Here is a 16,903-nt window from a genome sequence, read left to right on the forward strand (position 1 = left end):
ACGGCTGGGACGTGGCATCCGGGCCTTACCCCCGTCGGGTAAGGAATCAGGAAACGCGCGGGGTCACGAACGTGTCGTTGATGACGTAGCCGTCGAGGCCGTACGTCTCCCCGTACTCGATGAGATCGCTGGTGCGGTTGAGGAAACCGCGACCGTTGTTGTTCAGCGAGGTGTTGCACAGCACGCTGAACCCGGTCTGCTCGCGGAACGCCTCGAGCAGGTCGGTGATGCCGGCGTTGCGTTCCCGCGTCACCGTCTGCGTGCGCGCCGTCCCGTCGACGTGCGTGATGGCCTTCAGCTCGTCGGAGGTGACGTGGTTGAAGTACAGCATGTACGGGTCCTGCACCGAGCCGACGAACCACTTGGGAGCGTCGGATTCCAGCGCGATCGGGGCGATCGGACGGTAGTCTTCGCGGCGCTTGATCTTGTTGAGCCGCACGGTGGTGTCCACGGTGAACGGCGCGGCGAGGATCGAGCGGTTGCCCAGCGCCCGCGGGCCCATCTCGTACCGGCCGCGCGCCCAGCCGATGATGTTGCCGTCCTTGATGTACTTGGCGACCTCGCTCGCCACGAGCGGCCGGGTCTCGTACTTGGCCGGGTCCGGGACGACGTCCTCGACGAAGTTCTCCCCCGCGTAGACGTCCCAGTCGATGGTCGCCTGTCCGGTGTAGAACCACTGCGCGTCGATGGCCGTGCCCAGCGCGGAACCGCTGTCGTTGGGGCACGGCGGAACGAACACCGAGGAGAACAGGCCGCTCTCACGCCACAGCCGGTTCCAGTCGCAGTTCAGGCCGCAGCCGCCGGAGATCAGCAACGGCAGGCCTTCGGTGAGGTTCTTTTCCGCGTAGTCGTAGAACCGGTTGAAGATCGCCTGCGAGTGCTTCGCCGCGGCGTTGCGGTACTCCTGCGACCAGACGCCCGCGTTGTACAGATGGGACCACGACATCTCCTCTTTGGACAGGCCGAGGATGATGCCGTCGCGGTCGAGGATGAAATCGATGGTCTTCTGTTCGTCGGGGGTCAGCGGACCCGGCTCGGCGAACCCGGTCAGCGCCATCTGCTTGCCGGCGTCGTTGAACCGGAACTTTCCCTTGCCCAGCGGGAACTTCGGGTCCGCCAGCGCGAAAAGGTACGCGTACTTCGCGCCCGGGTCGGTCAGCACGTGCTGCAGGTGAGTGGCCTCACCGCGCTCGTCGATTCGGTAGAAGTCCCCGATGTTCCCTTCCCACACCAGGGAGTAGTACGCCTGGCCGGGGGCCGCCGGGGCCATCCCGAGGGAGGTGTAGATGTGCGAACGCTCGTGGGTGGAGGAGAAGTAGCGCACGTCCTTGCCGAAGAACTTGCCCGCCTCGTCGGAGATCGCGCCTTCGCCGACACCGAAGTATCCCGTGCGGGACGGGGGTTCCACGGAGAACTCGCCCTTGACCCAGCCCCCCAGCGCGACCACGTCGGGCTGCTTGTCGAGCATGCCCGCGGCCCGGGCCATCAGCTCGCCGGTGATCCGGTCGTAGCGCGGGTAGTTGTCCTTTTCCGACTCCAGCGCGAACAGCAGCTTGCCGTCCTCGATGGCCACGATCCCGCCATCGTGGCCCTCTTTCATCGACAGAATCAGCATTGTGTCACCGAATTTCGCTCGCCTTCATTCGTCGACTCATTCAAACCGCGCGGCCCGTTGACCGGTAGCGCCGCGCGGTGAGAACAATCAACCTTCGGACGAGCCACCCGGCAGGGTGCGCACGGCCTCGTGGCGCAGCGATTCGAACGCGTTCTTCCGTGCCCGGCGGCCGACCAGCGGGACGGCGGCGGCGAGCGAATCCGGGTCCCGTTGCCGCTCGGCGGCGAACGCGCTGACCAGACGGGAGACCGCGTACCGGCCGGCGACGTTGGCGCGCTGGAGAAGTCCGGCGTCCACGACGGACTCGAGGAGTTCGTCGGCGGTCTCGATCATGATGCCCATCGCCGCGGCGACGCCGATCGACGTCGTCCAGCCCGCCCCGCTCTGCCCGAAGTGGCGGATGGCCTCGCGTTCGGCGGGCGACAGATGTTCGTACGCCGCGGCGAACCGGTCGCGGACGTTGACGTCGCCCACGCTGAGGCTGTCCATGAGACGCTCGCGATCGGCGAGCTGGCCCGCCGTGTACGCGATCGCCCATTCCGGGCGCGCGGCGATCTTGCGGCCGACGATGTTGACCGCCAGCGGAAGATCCCCGCACAGATCGGCGATCGAGTCGGTGGCGTCGTGCTCCGCCCGCACCCGGCTCGGACCGGCGATCCGGCCGATCAATGCCAGTGATTCCTTACGGGAGAACGTATCCAGTTCGACACGGTTCGTGTCCTCCAGCCCGAGCAGCCGGGCGCGGCTGGTCACCACGACCTGGCTGTGCGGGGCCTGACCCAGCAGCGGACGCACCTGCCCCTCGTCGCTGACGCCCGCGAGGAGAACGAACAACCTGCGTTCGGCCAGCAGGGATCGGTACAGCCCGATCCGCTGCATCGGGTCGTCGGGCACGAGATGGGCCGGGACGCCGAGCGCGCGCAGGAAGCCGCGCACGATCCCGTTGGCCGACCGGCCACCGGATCCGCTGTTGCTCAGGTCGGCGTAGAGCTGCCCGTCCGGGAAGTCCGCCGCCACCTCTTCGGCCAGCCGCAACGCGAAGGCGGTTTTGCCCACCCCGATCGGACCGCTGACGAGCAACGGCACCTTGATCGGACCGGTCGCCCCGATCATCTCCGCCGCGTCGGCGAGATCCCTTTCCCTGCCGACGAAAGTCCTCGACCCCATGGGCAGCTGGGCCGGACGGGCGAGATGGATGACGCCGGATGCCAGCACATGCGCGCCATCCGCCGGTATCTCCGCTTGCGCCGGCGCGGGCGCCCGTTCCTCCCGGACCTCGACGCCGCCCCCGGTCTGCCCGGCGAGACTCCGCCACCGTCGTTCCCACGCCGCCCGGTCTCCCCCGCACGCGGAGACGAACGCCAGTGTCACGGCGAGCGTGGGCAGCCGGTGCCCGCTCGCCGCGCTGGACAGTACGGAAGGTGCGAACAGTGCCGTCCTGGCGAGTTCCCGGTAGCTCGGGTTTCCCGCCCGGTTCCTCAAAACGCGCAGATCATGAGCGAATGCGGCGATCGGACCAGTGGAGCCGTCCAACGGTCGCTCGGGTCTGCCCATGCCTTACTCCTCCCCTGGATGGGGTAACGCGATCGCAGTGCGTGACCGCCATCCTTGTGGCCTTCCTGGCCACAACCCTAAAGGACCAATGAACCATGCAGCAGATACAAATAGGTGACTCAATGTACAAAGTCCAATAGTTGGACGCGGAAATTCACCCCCTTGGTGGCACCGGATAGGGTGCGCCCATGTCTGGCCCCCTGCCCCCACTCGCCGAACTCCGGCGCACCGCCGAAGTGTTCAACGGCTTCGCGAATGCCGACACCTCTTGGCTCCGGCTTGTCACGGAAACGCGGTCCGCGATCGACCTGTCACAGCCCGCACATCGCACAATTCTTCTGCGCTGGCTGAACTCGTGGGGATGCCGCATCCGGTACCCGAGGGAAGGCGAGCCCGCCCCGTTCGACGACGGGGTCAGGATCTGGTGGGAGACCTGGGGCTCCGCACTGCCCGCCGTCGACCTGGCCCGGCTGACGGACGCGGGGATCGACACGGCCGCGAAGGCGTACGCGGACCTCTCGGGTGTCGTCGTCTCAGCGGGACGGACGAGGCGTACGCTGGGCCCGACCGCCGCGGCCAAGGCGCTGTATGCGTTGCGGCCCAACACGATCATGCCGTGGGACGCCGCCATCGCGGCCGCCCTCCACGGCGACCGCGACGGCGCCGCGTTCGGCAGGCACCTGCGGCTCGGCCGCGAGTGGGCCACCGCGGTGATCGCGGAGGCGGGGGACGACGGGGAGAAGATCCCCACCCTTGTGGGCAGGCCCGTGTCACTGGCGAAGATCCTCGACGAATACCTTTACGTCGCCTTCACCATGGGCGCCAAGGGTGACTGGGGAACAGACAGCGGAGAATGGTGGAAAAATGGTAACCGGGGATGACGTCAGACGGATCACTTCGGACCTGCCGCGCGCCTATGAGGCGCTGGTGCGGGACCGGGCGAAGTTCCGCGTGGGACGAATCGTCTTCCTTTCGCTCTCGCCTGACGAAACCGTGATGGGATTCGGCTATCCCAAAGAGGAGAGGGAAGCGCTGGTAGCGGGCGAGCCGGACAAGTTCATGATGCCGATTCCGTCCGATATGCGGTATCAGTGGGTTCGCGTCCGGCTGTCCGCGATCGATTACGAGGAGTTACGGGAGCTGATCGTCGACTCGTGGCGAATGTGCGTGCCGAAGAAGGTCTGGACGGAATACCTGGAAAAGAACCCGCGCTGAGTTGCTCCTTTCGGCGTGCGCCGTTCAGCCCCATGGACTGCCCTTTTCGGTCCCGTGAATTGCCTTTCAGCCGATCAGAAAGGGCAGAAATACGGTGCCGCCCGCCGTTCGTGCTTCGCTCGTCCGGCTTGAAGTCCGTGAAGGCCTCCTTCCCTACCCTGAAGGTAGGCAAGGAGGCCTTCACGGCTTGCCGGAGTCAGGCAGCCGGGCACGCGCAGAGCAAGGTTGTCGTGAGTGGCGATTCGGGTTGGGGCCGACCGTGTCCCAGGTACCGGCTAGCGGGCGGTTTCGCGTGACGGGATGGACGACGCGTGTGATCCGATGGACGACACGCGTGTCCAGACGGACGTCACGCGGCAGGACCCAGCCGGGAGCGTGTCGTCCAATCCGTCACGCGTGTCGTCCGTCGGATCACACGCGCCGTCCCCTCGGCCACTCGAAACCACCGGGTCGCCCACCGACGGGCAAGTACGTGAAGGCCCCCTTCACTGCGTCTAGCGCAAGGAAGGGGGCCTTCATGTACTTGAGCAGGGGCTAGTCGGCGACCTCTTCGATCGCCGACGTACCACGGGAGCCATTGGTCCCGTATCGCTCCCACACCTCGTTCAGCCGGATCCGCCCGTCCGGCAGGAATTCCGGGGTGTTCGTGCTGTGCCCCGAGATCACCTGCCCGCTGGCCAGCACCATCGTGTAGGCCATGTCGATCGTGCCGTCGTCGCCGCACTTCCCGGTCAGCGACCCGAGCCGCACGCCACCGCCGGTCAGCTCGGCCCACACCAGGTCGTCCTTCTGCCGGTACAGGGTGACCGGCGCGTTCGGGTCGGTGCTGACCTTGCGGAAGCGTTTGCCGTCGTAGTTGATCATCCGTCCTGCTCCGTCCGTGCCGATGAACCGGGGAACCAGAGGTCGTCCGAGGTGAGATCCGCGAGGTCGTACTTCCCGAGCGCGCTGGTGAGCAGCCGCAGTTCGAGTTCGAGACACCGCACCAGCCGCACGAGCCCTTCGGTCGCGTCCTCGTCGACGGCGAGCAGCGCCGCCCGGCCGAGGCCGACCGCGGAGGCGCCCATGGCCAGGCACTTCAGCGCGCGGGCCCCTTCCCAGATCCGGCCCGACACCAGCAGCGACGCGTCGTGTTTGCCGACCCTGCGCAGGCATTCCACCAGCGGCAGCCCCACCTGGTCGAGGAACACCGACGGTGCCCAGCCGGTGCCACCCTCGGCGCCGTCCACGGTGACGGCGTCCGCGCCCGCCGCCCAGGCGACCCGCGCCGCCTCGCCGACGTCGCGACCCGGATGCAGCTTCACCCAGGCCCGGGCCCGCGGGTAGTTGTTGCGCATCAGGTGGATCTGCTGCCGCAGGATCTCGCCGGTGAACGTGCCCGGGCTGCTCGAACGCAGCACCATGGCCGTGTCCGTACCGAAGGCTTCGTCCACTGTGTACTGTTCGGCGATCTCTCCCGCGGCCGTACGCGAGAGCACGGTCATCCCGCCGAGACCCGGTTTGGCGCCCTGACCGACCTTGAGCTCGAACGCCAGCCGCCCGGTTTCCAGCAGTTTCGTCGCGGACGGGTCGCTGTAGACGAGGTTCCACACCTCGGCGTCGGCGTCTTCGGTGCTCTGCTGCACCACGACGCCACCCAGCCCGTCCGGTACCGCGCCGGCGTACGCGCGGATCCGGCCGAGCAGGCCGTCGTCGGCGCTTTCGCCCATCCGGCCGTATCCGTGCATGGGCACGACGTTCTCGCCGATCACCATCGGCATGCCGAGCCTGCCCGCCTGCTCGCTCGCGGCGATCCCGAGACCGCTGCCCGCCACCTGCGTCGATCCGAACGCGCACAGGAAGACCGGCGACGGCGCTGTGAAGCCACCGAGGACCGTCGAGAGCCCGACATCGCCGTACACCGGTTCGCGCGCGAGGTCGAACATCTTCTCCAGCCGCCGCGGGACGAACACCGGCGGCACGATGCGCGCGCGGTCGAGTTCATCGCCCGGGCTGTCGACGTCCGCGCCGAACAGCGACCGGCCGTATCCCCCGACGTCGGGGAAGATCGCCGCGCTGCCTTCCCGCGCCCGGGCGCGGATCGCGTCTTCGGGGAGCTGCCGCGCGGTGATCACGGTGCCGCGATCCCGGGCAGCTTCGGGTACGCGTTGGCCTGCCAGATCGCGTCCAGCCCGGCGATGTACCGCGTCACCCGTTCCAGCCCCATCCCGAAGCCCGCGCTCGGCGGCAGTCCCTCGCGCGCGAGGTCGAGGTACCAGGCGTACTTCGCCGGGTTCTCCCCCGTCTCCCGCATCCGCTCGATCAGCCGCCGGTACTCGTGCGTGCGCTCACCGCCACTGCAGAGCTCGCCGAACCCCTCCGCGGCGATGAGGTCGAAGTTCCGCAGCACGCCGGGTTCGGTGCTCGACTCGCCGTCGGTGAACCCTCGCGACCCCTTGGGATAGTCGACGATGAAGAACGGCCGGTTCGTCTGCTCGGAGATGATCCGCTCGCCCTGCCAGTCGATCTCCGCGTCGGCGCTCTGCCCATGCAGCAACCCCTGCAACCGCGATACCGCCTCGCGGTGCGTCATCCGCTCGAAGTCCTCGTCCAGCAACGCGGTGAACGCCGCCTGGTCCCGCCCGAGCGTGGCGAGGTCAGCTTTGGACTCTCGCAGCGTGTACGTCACCACGTGCCGGAGCAGACCCTGCGCCAGGTCGAGGACGTCTTCGCGGCTCGCGCGCGCCACCTCGACGTCGATCTGGGTGAACTCCACCAGATGCCGTCCGGTGGTCGAGGTCTCCAGCGGCTCCAGCCGCACGTTCGGGGCGACGTAGAAGATCTTGTCGAACGCGAGCAGCGACGCCTGCTTGTACAGGATGACGCTCGTCATCATCTTGTACTTGTGCCCGTAGTAGTCGACGTCGACCTGTTTGGCACCGCGGCATCCCGGGTCGGTGACCGGGCCGATCAGCGGCGGCTGGAGCTCCACGAACCCGTTCATGCCGAGGTATTCGCGGGTGCCCGCGGTGATGCTGTTCTGGATGCGCAACGCCGCCTGCGTCACCGGCGACATGAGGTGCTCGCGGGTGCCCGGCGGCAGTGCCGCTTCCGGTGTTCCGGTCATGTTCTGCTCCCCTGTATCAGTTTCACGGTTTCGATTCCGGGCATCCCGTACTTCTCGTCGAACGTCCGCTCGACGTACCGGAGCGCGTCGAGCAGATCGCCCGAGGTCATCCGCCGGTCCGCGGGCAGGTCGACGAGATCGCCCAGCGGCATCCCGCCGATCCGCTGCCAGTCCAGGCGCCCGCTCGCGTCCAGCCGTCCCCTCGCGCGGCCGGCGTTGTCCGGGTGCAGGCAGAACGGGACGTCCAGCTGCCCCCGCGCGAACGCGGTGACCAAAGCCCTCCCGAGATCGCTGTCGAGCGAAAGAACGTTGTCCACCAACGCTTTCGCCTGCGCGTGGATCCCGGTGTCACCGAGCTGCCCGATCCGCGGGACACCGCCGGCGGCCTCGGCGGCGTGCTCCAGCGCGGTCACGTTCTCCGCGACGGTCGGCAGCCGGTGCGCCTCGGCGGTGGTCTTGACGATCAGCCTGCTCGACCCGGTGCGGGCGGCCAGCCGCGCGGACTCCGCGAGCAGCGCCAGCGCGCCGCCGGGAGTCCTCGGATAGACGCCCATGTAGCCGTAGATCACCACATGCGTACGCGCGTGCGGCACGTATTCCCTGATCAGCGCGTGCAGTGCGGCGATCGCCTCCTCGTCCTGCCCGGCGTGCGTCTGCTGCGCGTAGCTGAAGGACAGGCACCGGATCCCGTGCCGCCAGAAGAAGATCCCCTCCAGCACACTCAGCGCGACCAGCAACGCCGGCGGGCACAGCTGGCCCATCATGCAGCCGCCGAAGGTCTCCAGGTGTGGCTCCAGTTCGGGGCCCCGGGCTTCGGCCAGCGTCTCGCACGAACGCCGCCAGTTGTCGACTGCCGCCGAAAGCGGCATCCGGCTGTACGGCAGGCAGTACGACACCGGCCCGCCCTCGGTCGCGTGCAGTCCGAAGTCCAGCAGGGCCCGCACGATCCGGCGGGGATCCGCCGAACCGTGCCGGATCTGTACCGGGAAATCCCTGGTCAGCACGCCGTCGAGCAACGCCCTCGTCGTCACGGGATCGTGGTCGACGAGCGGGTACCCGTTGAGATCGGCGTCCGCCGCCAGCGCCGCGCGGGCCGCCTCGTGGTCGCCGACCCTGGTGTAGCTGTCGATCGTGATGGTCCCGACCGTCGCGGCCCGCGCCGCCCTGGTCGCCAGCAGGCCCCTGGTCATCCGCCCCGGATCGGCGAATCCCATCCGGGGCTGGACGACCAGGTCCCCCTTGGCGTGGTGGCGCGCGACCACCTCGCCGAACGAAAGTCCCCGGCGCGGGGCGAGCACGCTCATCCGGCGCCCAGCGGGACGCCGGAGGTGCGCACGGACAGGGTGCGGAGGAAGGTCCGGAACGGGGTCAGCCCGCCCGAGTCCTCGAACACCGCGTCGAAACCGGCCTCCAGCAGCCTTGCCGCGTTGCTGCCGCCGACGACGTCGAGCTTCCCGCCGATGACTACCGGGGTCGTGACCAGTTCCGCGTGCGCGCGGAAGGTGTCCATCAGCCGGACGCCGTCCTGACAGCCGTGCCCGTTGAGGCTGCTGATCACCACCAGGTCCGGCCGCCGGTCGGCGCATTCGCGCACGATCGTCGCGTCCGGGACGCAGGCGCCGAGATTGGTCACCCGGCAGCCCAGTTCCTCCAGCAACAGCTCCAGGTACACCAGGTTCCAGGTGTGCGCGTCGGACGAGAGCCCGGTGACGATCACGTCGAGACCGGCGTCCGGGAGTGCGGGCTGGACGGCTTCGATGCTCATGGTGCGGCGTTCTCCCTCTCCTCGCCGTCCGGCCGCACGTCGATCTCGATCAGCGCGACCGCTTCTTCGGCCAGGCGCGACGCCTCCGCCGGGCTGTCCGCGGTCACCATCAGATCGCCGACGCGGTCCCACGAGCTGCGCAGCCCGTCGAACCGGCCACCGGCCGAAACACTGACGTCGCACAGGAAGACGCCCTCCGCCTGCGACGCCTTCTCCACCCCGCGCACGTCCTCGATGAGACCCGGTTCGATGGACACGAACCGGACCGCGGCGCCGCGTTCGGCCCGGCGCGGCAGCACGTCCGCGACGGGTTCGTCCTTCATCACCGAGAAGTAGGCGCGATTCAGCTCAACCGGGTAGGCGCGCTGGATCAGCTCGATGATGCCGTCGCCCGCGAACCGGCCGGCGCATTCGACCAGGTACGGGATCCCGTCCGAGACGATCCACTCGCAGTGGACGATCCCGGTGCGGAACCCGGCCGCGCCGGTGAGCCGCCGCGTCTCCTCGTTCAGCGTCGCGGTGAGCTCGTCCGGGATGTCGGCGGGGACGATGTGCGCGAGCTCCACCGGGCGCGGCCCGGGGAACAGCTGCTTGCCGGTGACGTTGGTGAACAACGGTTCGCCGTCCCGCAGCAGCATTTCGACGCTGTACTCGTCGCCCTCGACGAAGCACTCGGCGAGCATCTTCAGTTCCATCGCGCGGTCCGGGACGAAGATCCCCTCGTCCTGCACCACGCAGTTCGCCCACGCCCGCTCGGCCTCGGCCGGGTCGGCGAGCACCTGCGTCCCCACCGACGCCTGCCGGTTCGCGGGCTTGAGCACGATCTTCCCCGGATTCCGCGCCATGAACTCGCGGACCTGCTCCGGGCTTTCGACGCGCGCCGACACCGGGTTCGCGATCCCCGCCGCCCGGCTGACCAGGCGCAGCACCGCCTTGTCGCGCAGGATCTGCGCCGCCCCGAACCCCGCGCCCGGCAGGCCGTAGCGTTCCGCGAGCCGGGCCGCGAACGGGGTCGCGTACTCGGTCAGCGGGACCACCGCGGCCGGATCGAGGTCACGGTGGACGTGGTAGAACTCGTCCGCCTTGCCGGGGAGGTGGAACTCCCATTCGATCAGTTCGCGCACCAGCGCCGAACCGGCCACCGTCTCCCGCGCGCCGCGTTTGCGGACGACGTCGGGCTCTTCGACGAAGATGACCGAACCGTCCGGCTGGAAGTCCTTGATGGACGACCCCAGCGCGGCGGCCACGAACCCGACCAGCACCACCGGGCGCGTCATGACCCATCCTCCACGTAGTACCAGTTCTCGGGGTTGATCAGCCCGTACGGGTTGATCGGCGAGAACCCGCGCAGGTTGCCCGCGACCTCGAACAGCCGTCGCGGGAACGTCGGCATGAAGATCACCGGCGCCTGCTCGGCGATGTACTCCTGGTACTCGTACAGCGCTTCGAGGGAGTCGGTGGTGACCGTCTTCGCGATCAGCTCGTCCGCCTTGGCGTCACGCCAGTTGCTGAAGTTGCAGGCGGCGCCGCTCTGGAACAGGTTCTCGCCGGTCGGGTAGTTGTAGACCCAGCCGCCGCCCCAGCATGACAGCTCCCACATCCGCTTCTCACCCGGACCGTCCTCCGCCACCAGGACCGACCCCATCACCTCTTCGAGGCGGATCTCGATCCCGGCCTTGGCCGCGTCGTCCCGGAACTGCGCCATGAGCCGCGCCAGCGAGGGCCGCCCTTCCCAGTAGCGCAGGGAAAAACTCAGTTCGGTGCCGGCCGGGATGCCTTCACCCGCTTCCTCGGGGCGCACGCATACCGCGGGCGAAGCGCTGACGTCCCAGCCGTTGTCGGCGAGCAACTGCCGGGCCTTCTCCAGGTCGAACGGCCAGAACCCGCCGCGCTCGGCGATCTTCGGCGACACCAGGTCGCTCTTGGGCAGCACCGGGATCGACCCGGTCTGGCTCCAGCCGTAGCCCTGGTAGACCTCGCGGGCGCCGTACTCCTGGTCGAAGCAGCTCTGGAGCGCCTGCCGGATGTACGGCTGCCGGATCATGTTCCCGGCGACGGTCGGGTTGCTGAAGTTGACCGCCATGAAGTTGATGTTGAACAGGATCTGCGGCTCCAGCTGGAAGCCGTCACCCAGCGGGTTCGGCCCGCCCTTCGTCGGGTCGCCGTCCGGCTGGACGCCCATCCCCGGCGGCAGGAAGCCGACCTGGACGTCACCGGACTGCAGCAGTTCGTATTGCTGCTCGTCCGAGGTCGTCGACACTTGGCGCAACTCGTCGAGATGCGGCGGGTTGGGCCCGCTGTAGTGCTCGTTCGGGACGAAGGTGACGACACCTTCCTCGGTGTAGCTCTTGAGCCGCCACGGTCCGTTCACGACACTCCACACAGGACTGTCGGCCCAGCGCGTGCGGTGCGAGTTGTCCTCTTCGACGACGTCGCCGTTCTCCGCCATCAGGAACTCATAGACCGCTTCGGCCTGCTCGATGTCGTGCGTCGCGTCGGCCGGGCCGTCCGCGGTGCGGTCCCACGCCTTCGGCATCGGCGTGATCATGGTGAGCTGGTTCAGCAGCACCCAGTTCGTCGAGTACGCCTTGTCGAAGGTGAAGCTCACCTTGTCGTCCGCGACCTTCTCGAACGACACCAGGTTGTCCGGGAAGTAGCCCTCGGAGTAGGCGCCGAACCTGGGCCCCTTCACCTTCAGCATGTTCATCCAGAAGATGACGTTGTCCGCGCAGACCGTCTCGCCGTTGGACCACTTCCACGGCTTGATCCGGACCGTGCAGGTGCGGCCGGTCTCGTCCCAGACCGGCTCTTCGCCGACGCTGAGGTCCCAGTCGATCTCCGGAGCGCCGTCCCGGCCCAGCCAGTACAGCGGCCGGTACATGAGCATCTGGAACTCGTAGAGGCTCCGCACGCCGAAGCGCTCACCCGGGGTGAAGGGGAAGATCACCGCGGGCGGGAACCCGGGCAGGCACGCCCAGGTCGCGACGCCACCCTTGATCCGCTTGTCCGTCATGACTTTCGCTTCCTCCGAATTCGGCCGCGCTCAGGCGGCGGTCGCCTCGAGAACCTCGGCCGGCTGCTTCTTCTCCTGCGCCGACAGCGGTTTCGCCAGACTGAAGTAGGTGCCGATCACGATCGCGCCCTGCAGGATCGCCAGCCCCCAGAAGGCGTAGGGCACGGTGGTCGCGTCCGCCAGCGCGGACAACCCGACCGTCGCGCCGACACCGAGGCCGAGGCCGACCGCCTGAGTGCCACCGAAGATCCGGCCGACCCGGTCTTCCGGGCTCGCGCGCATCAGCAGGGTGCGGGCGGCGATCCGGCCCTGGGCGAAGCAGAACCCGGCGAACGGGATCGCCGCCATCAGCGCGATGTAGTGCAGCGGCTGGATCGCGAGGCAGATCAGGTTCCCGAGCGTGCCGAGCACGGCCAGATGGATGCCCTTGAACCGCTTGCTGACCTTGCCGTACGCGGCGGCGCCGACGATGAACCCGACCCCGGCCAGCGCGTCGACCACGCCGATCATCCACGCGCCTTGATCGAAGGTCTGCAGGATGAGCGTCGTCAGGATGACGTTGGCGACCATCAGGCCGATGTTCCCGTTGGCGTACAACAGCGCGAGCCGCTTGATCGGCTGATGCGCGGGGGCTTCGACCGGCTCCGACGGGTCGGCCGCCGCGGTCTCCTCGACCACCTGGGGCTTGGCGGGCTTGCGGCCGATCGCGTAGACCAGGACGGCCGAGAGGATGAAGCTCAGCGAGTTGAACACGAACAGCGGCGTGGCGCCGAACCAGATCACCAGGAACCCGGCGAGCGAGGACGCCAGCAGCATGCCGGCGTTGCTCGCCATCTCGAAGTGCGAGTTGAACTTCCCGAGCCGCTCGTCCCGGATGCGTTCCTTGATCAGGCCGTTGCTCGCGGGCATGAACAGCGCGGCGGTGCAGGCGAGCATGAAGTTCGCTATGTAGGAACCCAGGTTCGCCGGGCCGCCGATCCACAGCCAGACCGGCAGGGCGAACGCGGTCATCGCGCTGACCAGGTCCGCGGCGATGCACAACATCCGCCGGTCGACCTTGTCGACCAGCTCGCCGAACAGCAGCGCCAGCGCGACCTGCGGGATCGACACCGCGATGAACAGCCAGCCGACTGCGAGGGTGGTCTGCTCGGCGTGGAAGACCAGGATCGCGGCGGCGGTGATCTGGAACGCGTTGCCCGCCGTGGTGACGAAGCCCGCCGGGACCAGCAGGCGTTCGGCGAGCCGGGAACTCCGGACCGCGTCGGGGGTGAGGGTGCTGTCGAGTGACATGGGGTCTCAGACCTCGCTCGTCGGGGGGAATTCCAGTGGTGGCACGGCGAACGCCGTGGTGTGCGTGACGTCGAAGGCGGCCGCGTCGATCCGGAGGTCGAACCCGCCGGCCTCGGCGGCACGCGCGGCGAGGTCGATCAGGATCGGCGACGCGCAGCCGATCAAGGCCCGCAGTTCGAGGAAGAGGTCGCCCAGCGCGCCGCGGAGCACCTCTTGGTCGAGGTTGCCCATCAGCGTGCGTTCCGTCGCCGCGCCCAGGCGCCCGACGTGCTGCACGATCAGGTCGGCGGCCCGGCTGAGGCTGAAGTCCTCGAGCTCGTAGTTCAGGGCGAACCGGGAGACCATCGCCGCCGCGCGTTCCGTGGCCTCGGCCGAAACCGGGAGCGAGCCGTTCTCGCCGCCGACCTCGGCGGTGAGTTTGGCCAGCGTCTCGGCGAGTTCGTTCCACGGCGCGACGAGCCGCTCCCCCGCGACCTTCTCCAGCGCGGCGCGGGAGAAGTTGGTCCTGGCGAACTCGGGGGCGGTGAGGTTGAGGTGGAACCGCGCGATGTCGCGGGGCACCTCGGCCGCGAGTTCACGGGCCCAGACGACGTGTCCCTTGCTGGTGGAGAACTTCTCGTTCTCCAGTTCGTAGAACTCGTTCACGAGCAGGGTGTCCGGGAGGACGTACCGGCCCTCGAGGGCGATCAGCTCGGCGACGTGCACGACGCCCCAGGTGAACAGCGGGTCGAACCCCATGAACACCACGACCCGCGCGTCGTTCTCCGCGAGCCACGCGTCGTCGTCACCGGCCTTCGGTTTTCCGTTGCGGCGCAACGCGTACTCGGTGCAGTACATCGAGGCGGGCATCCCCTCGACCCACGCGTTGAGCCGCTGGCCCGGCGTCTGGAGGAACGGCGCCGGAAGCCCCCACTTGACCGGGTACGTGATCGCGAAATCGGGCAACGGCCCGGCCAGCAGCTCCCGCATCAGCCCGAGCACGTGCGGTCGCCACGACGGACCGCGTTCCTCGTAGTAGGCGAGGAGCTGTTCGCGGTACTCCGAGACCGGGAAGACCATGATCTCGGTCTCGCGGTAGGTCACCTCGTCGGCCGGGTCGAGCACCGAATACGGCTCGATGAGCGCGTCGAAGTCGATCGGATGCCCGCAGCCCTCGCAGAAACCACCACGGCTGTCGGCGAGGCAGGTCGGGCAGCCGCCACCGACGAACCCCTCGACCAGGAACTCGCCCTTGCTCTCGCTGTAGGGCAGCCGCACCTTGCGCAGGCGAAGCTTCCCCTTGTCGTACAAGCGCTTCACGTAGTCGTGGACGAGCGCCTTGTAGCCGTCGTCGGTCGGCGAGAAGCCGTCGACCTCGACCCCCATCGCCTTGAACGTGCGCTGGATGTTCTCGGTCGACTGCTCCACCAGCTCGGGCGGGGTGAGCCCGACCCGGGCGGCGCTGGTGACGAGATAGGTCTGGCTGTCGTCGGTGCAGGAGGCGAACACGGCCTCGCGGCCCGCCGCGCGCAGGTACCGCCGGTGCACGTCGGCGCCGAGATACGGGCCCGCGATGTGCCCGATGTGCAGGTCCCCGTTGGACGTCGGGGGCCCGCCGATGATCACCACCGGTCTCGTGTCGGCCATCACGCCAGCTCCTCGTGCCGGGCGGCGAACTTCGCCGACATGTCGGTGTCCCACCAGATCGCGTACATCTCGAAGTCCTCGGCGCCGTCGTTGAGGATGCGGTGCTCGGTGCCGGGCTTGTGGAACTCGAGGTCGCCGGGGCGGAAGGGACGGCGCTCTCCCCCGGACTCGATGACCGCCTCGCCGCTGACGGCGATGAAGAGCTCGTACTCGTGGTGGGAATGCGCACCCGTCGCGCCATGCGCCGGCACCGTGACCCAGGCGCCCTCGAACGGCGCGTTCAGCGCCGCCCACGGCAGGAGCCGCTGGCCGTAGGCACCGTTCTCGAAGACCATCTTTTCCCGCTCCAGCGGCCGGATCTCCATGACGTTCTCTTTCTTCTCGATGATCAGCGGGTGGCGACGACGGTGTCGGTGTCCTGCGTCGGCTGCGGCGGTACCTCGGGGGTTTCACCGCGGTGGGCGAGGATGTCCTGCAGGATGTCGTTGGCGCGCGGGGCGAGGACGCTGAGCAGCGAGTCCGCGATCCCGTGCGTCGCCTCGTTGACGCCCTGGAGGTAGACGGCCGCGGTGGCGGGCTGGTCGATCTCCAGCCGGTAGTCGCGGGTCACCTTGATCTCCGAGAGGCCGATCGACTTCGCGATCTCCTGGACCATCCTCGGCATCTCCGGGGAGAACCCGGTGCCGAGCAGGACGAGATCGGTGCGCAGTTCCTGCGTCTCGCCGGTGCGCCGGTCGGTCAGCTCCAGCACGATCTCGTCGCCCTCGTCGCGGGCGTCGGTGATGTCGCTCATCGTGATCATCTGCAGGCGGGAACGGCCGGAGAGGCGGTCCAGGTAGATCGACCGGTAGAGCGCGTCCATCGTGCCCGGCGCCAGCCCGGAGTAGTTCGTGTGGTGCATCTCCTTGAGCATCTGCTCGCGGGCTTCCGGTCGCGCGTCGAAGAACTTGTCCACATGGGACGGGAAGAACAGTTCGTTGTTGAACTTGCTGCTCTCGTAGTAGTTCAGGCCGATCGAGCGCATCACCATGGTCGGCTTGCACTCGGGCAGGTCCTGCTGCACGGTGCTGAACAGTTCCGCGGCGCTCTGCCCGGCGCCGATCACCGCGACGCGGTACGGGAGGTCCTTGCGCAGCTTGGCGATCCTCGGCAGGTACTGCGTGCTGTGGATGACGCGGTCCTGGTTCACCGTCCGGAGCTGGTCGGGGATCCGCGCGTCGCGGCCCGCGCCGACCACCAGGTACCGGCTGCGGATGATCTCGCCGTCCGCGACGCGGGTGTCCCAGCCGGTCAGCACACCGTCCGTCCACACCGGACTGATGTCGAGGCATTCCCGGCCACGCTGGAGATCCACCAGTGCCAGCGATTCGGCCGTCCACTTGAGATAGTCGGCGAGTTCGACCCGGTACGGGACGAAGCTGCCCATGTTCACGAACTCGTTGAGCCGGTTGGTGGCGTGCAGGTAGCTGAGGAACGAGAACCGGCTGCACGGGTTGCGCAGGGTCACCAGGTCCTTGAGGAACGAGACCTGCGAGAGCGCCTCCGGCAGGAGCATGCCCCGCTGCCAGGAGACCTCCTCGTCGCGTTCGAGCAGGACCGACTCGCGGGCCAGGCCGGGCGCGAGCTCCTCCAGCGCCACGGCGAGTGCCAGGTTGGACGGTCCTGCTCCGACTGCGAGAAGCTCGACATCACGGTTCGCCATTGTTTGCTCCGCCATCG

General features: G+C 68.3%; 15 protein-coding genes. 2 read left to right on the plus strand and 13 right to left on the minus strand.

Features of this window, described 5'->3' with window-relative positions; all coding sequences use genetic code 11:
- Window positions 1-46: 46 nt before the first annotated feature.
- Window positions 47-1,615 (minus strand): carbamoyltransferase C-terminal domain-containing protein, encoded by a 1,569-nt coding sequence (locus ACFWMR_RS19525; protein WP_378277815.1) that lies wholly within the window; start codon window positions 1,613-1,615, stop codon window positions 47-49.
- 87 nt (window positions 1,616-1,702) lie between these two features.
- Window positions 1,703-3,169 (minus strand): NB-ARC domain-containing protein, encoded by a 1,467-nt coding sequence (locus ACFWMR_RS19530; protein WP_378379367.1) that lies wholly within the window; start codon window positions 3,167-3,169, stop codon window positions 1,703-1,705.
- Between the two features lie 188 nt (window positions 3,170-3,357).
- Between ACFWMR_RS19530 and ACFWMR_RS19535 the strand changes: the two genes are divergently transcribed.
- The gene (locus ACFWMR_RS19535; RefSeq protein ID WP_378379368.1) at window positions 3,358-4,050 is read left to right on the plus strand and encodes a hypothetical protein; all 693 of its coding nucleotides are present in this window, start codon (window positions 3,358-3,360) and stop codon (window positions 4,048-4,050) included.
- On the plus strand, window positions 4,034-4,384 hold the full coding sequence (locus ACFWMR_RS19540) for an MmcQ/YjbR family DNA-binding protein (RefSeq protein WP_378379369.1): 351 nt from the start codon (window positions 4,034-4,036) through the stop codon (window positions 4,382-4,384). Before ACFWMR_RS19535 ends, ACFWMR_RS19540 begins: the two co-directional genes overlap by 17 nt.
- A gap of 534 nt (window positions 4,385-4,918) precedes the next feature.
- Here the strand turns inward: ACFWMR_RS19540 and ACFWMR_RS19545 are convergent.
- The 11 genes from ACFWMR_RS19545 to ACFWMR_RS19595 are packed head-to-tail and all read right to left on the minus strand — an operon-like array spanning window position 4,919 to window position 16,886.
- A complete protein-coding gene (locus ACFWMR_RS19545) occupies window positions 4,919-5,248 on the minus strand; it encodes a hypothetical protein (RefSeq protein ID WP_093937097.1) in 330 nt (109 codons plus the stop codon).
- On the minus strand, window positions 5,245-6,498 hold the full coding sequence (locus ACFWMR_RS19550) for a glutamate synthase-related protein (RefSeq protein ID WP_093937096.1): 1,254 nt from the start codon (window positions 6,496-6,498) through the stop codon (window positions 5,245-5,247). Before ACFWMR_RS19550 ends, ACFWMR_RS19545 begins: the two co-directional genes overlap by 4 nt.
- Window positions 6,495-7,490: an asparagine synthetase A gene (locus ACFWMR_RS19555; RefSeq protein WP_093937095.1), complete on the minus strand. Its 996-nt coding sequence runs from the start codon at window positions 7,488-7,490 to the stop codon at window positions 6,495-6,497. The genes ACFWMR_RS19550 and ACFWMR_RS19555 overlap by 4 nt, the downstream gene beginning before the upstream one ends.
- Window positions 7,487-8,794: a methylaspartate mutase gene (locus ACFWMR_RS19560; RefSeq protein ID WP_378379370.1), complete on the minus strand. Its 1,308-nt coding sequence runs from the start codon at window positions 8,792-8,794 to the stop codon at window positions 7,487-7,489. The genes ACFWMR_RS19555 and ACFWMR_RS19560 overlap by 4 nt, the downstream gene beginning before the upstream one ends.
- On the minus strand, window positions 8,791-9,255 hold the full coding sequence (locus tag ACFWMR_RS19565) for a cobalamin B12-binding domain-containing protein (RefSeq protein ID WP_378379371.1): 465 nt from the start codon (window positions 9,253-9,255) through the stop codon (window positions 8,791-8,793). Before ACFWMR_RS19565 ends, ACFWMR_RS19560 begins: the two co-directional genes overlap by 4 nt.
- The gene (locus ACFWMR_RS19570) at window positions 9,252-10,532 is read right to left on the minus strand and encodes an ATP-grasp domain-containing protein (RefSeq protein WP_378379372.1); all 1,281 of its coding nucleotides are present in this window, start codon (window positions 10,530-10,532) and stop codon (window positions 9,252-9,254) included. Before ACFWMR_RS19570 ends, ACFWMR_RS19565 begins: the two co-directional genes overlap by 4 nt.
- A complete protein-coding gene (locus ACFWMR_RS19575) occupies window positions 10,529-12,268 on the minus strand; it encodes an ABC transporter substrate-binding protein (RefSeq protein ID WP_378379373.1) in 1,740 nt (579 codons plus the stop codon). Before ACFWMR_RS19575 ends, ACFWMR_RS19570 begins: the two co-directional genes overlap by 4 nt.
- Window positions 12,269-12,298: 30 nt before the next feature.
- Window positions 12,299-13,558 (minus strand): MFS transporter, encoded by a 1,260-nt coding sequence (locus tag ACFWMR_RS19580; RefSeq protein WP_378379374.1) that lies wholly within the window; start codon window positions 13,556-13,558, stop codon window positions 12,299-12,301.
- 6 nt (window positions 13,559-13,564) lie between these two features.
- The gene (locus ACFWMR_RS19585; RefSeq protein WP_378379375.1) at window positions 13,565-15,184 is read right to left on the minus strand and encodes a class I tRNA ligase family protein; all 1,620 of its coding nucleotides are present in this window, start codon (window positions 15,182-15,184) and stop codon (window positions 13,565-13,567) included.
- Complete coding sequence (locus ACFWMR_RS19590) at window positions 15,184-15,549, minus strand: cupin domain-containing protein (protein WP_093937088.1); 366 nt, start codon at window positions 15,547-15,549, stop codon at window positions 15,184-15,186. The genes ACFWMR_RS19585 and ACFWMR_RS19590 overlap by 1 nt, the downstream gene beginning before the upstream one ends.
- A gap of 23 nt (window positions 15,550-15,572) precedes the next feature.
- Window positions 15,573-16,886: a lysine N(6)-hydroxylase/L-ornithine N(5)-oxygenase family protein gene (locus tag ACFWMR_RS19595; protein ID WP_378379376.1), complete on the minus strand. Its 1,314-nt coding sequence runs from the start codon at window positions 16,884-16,886 to the stop codon at window positions 15,573-15,575.
- Window positions 16,887-16,903 lie beyond the last annotated feature (17 nt).

The sequence above is a fragment of the Amycolatopsis thailandensis genome, assembly GCF_042723255.1.
Taxonomy (GTDB): domain Bacteria; phylum Actinomycetota; class Actinomycetes; order Mycobacteriales; family Pseudonocardiaceae; genus Amycolatopsis; species Amycolatopsis thailandensis.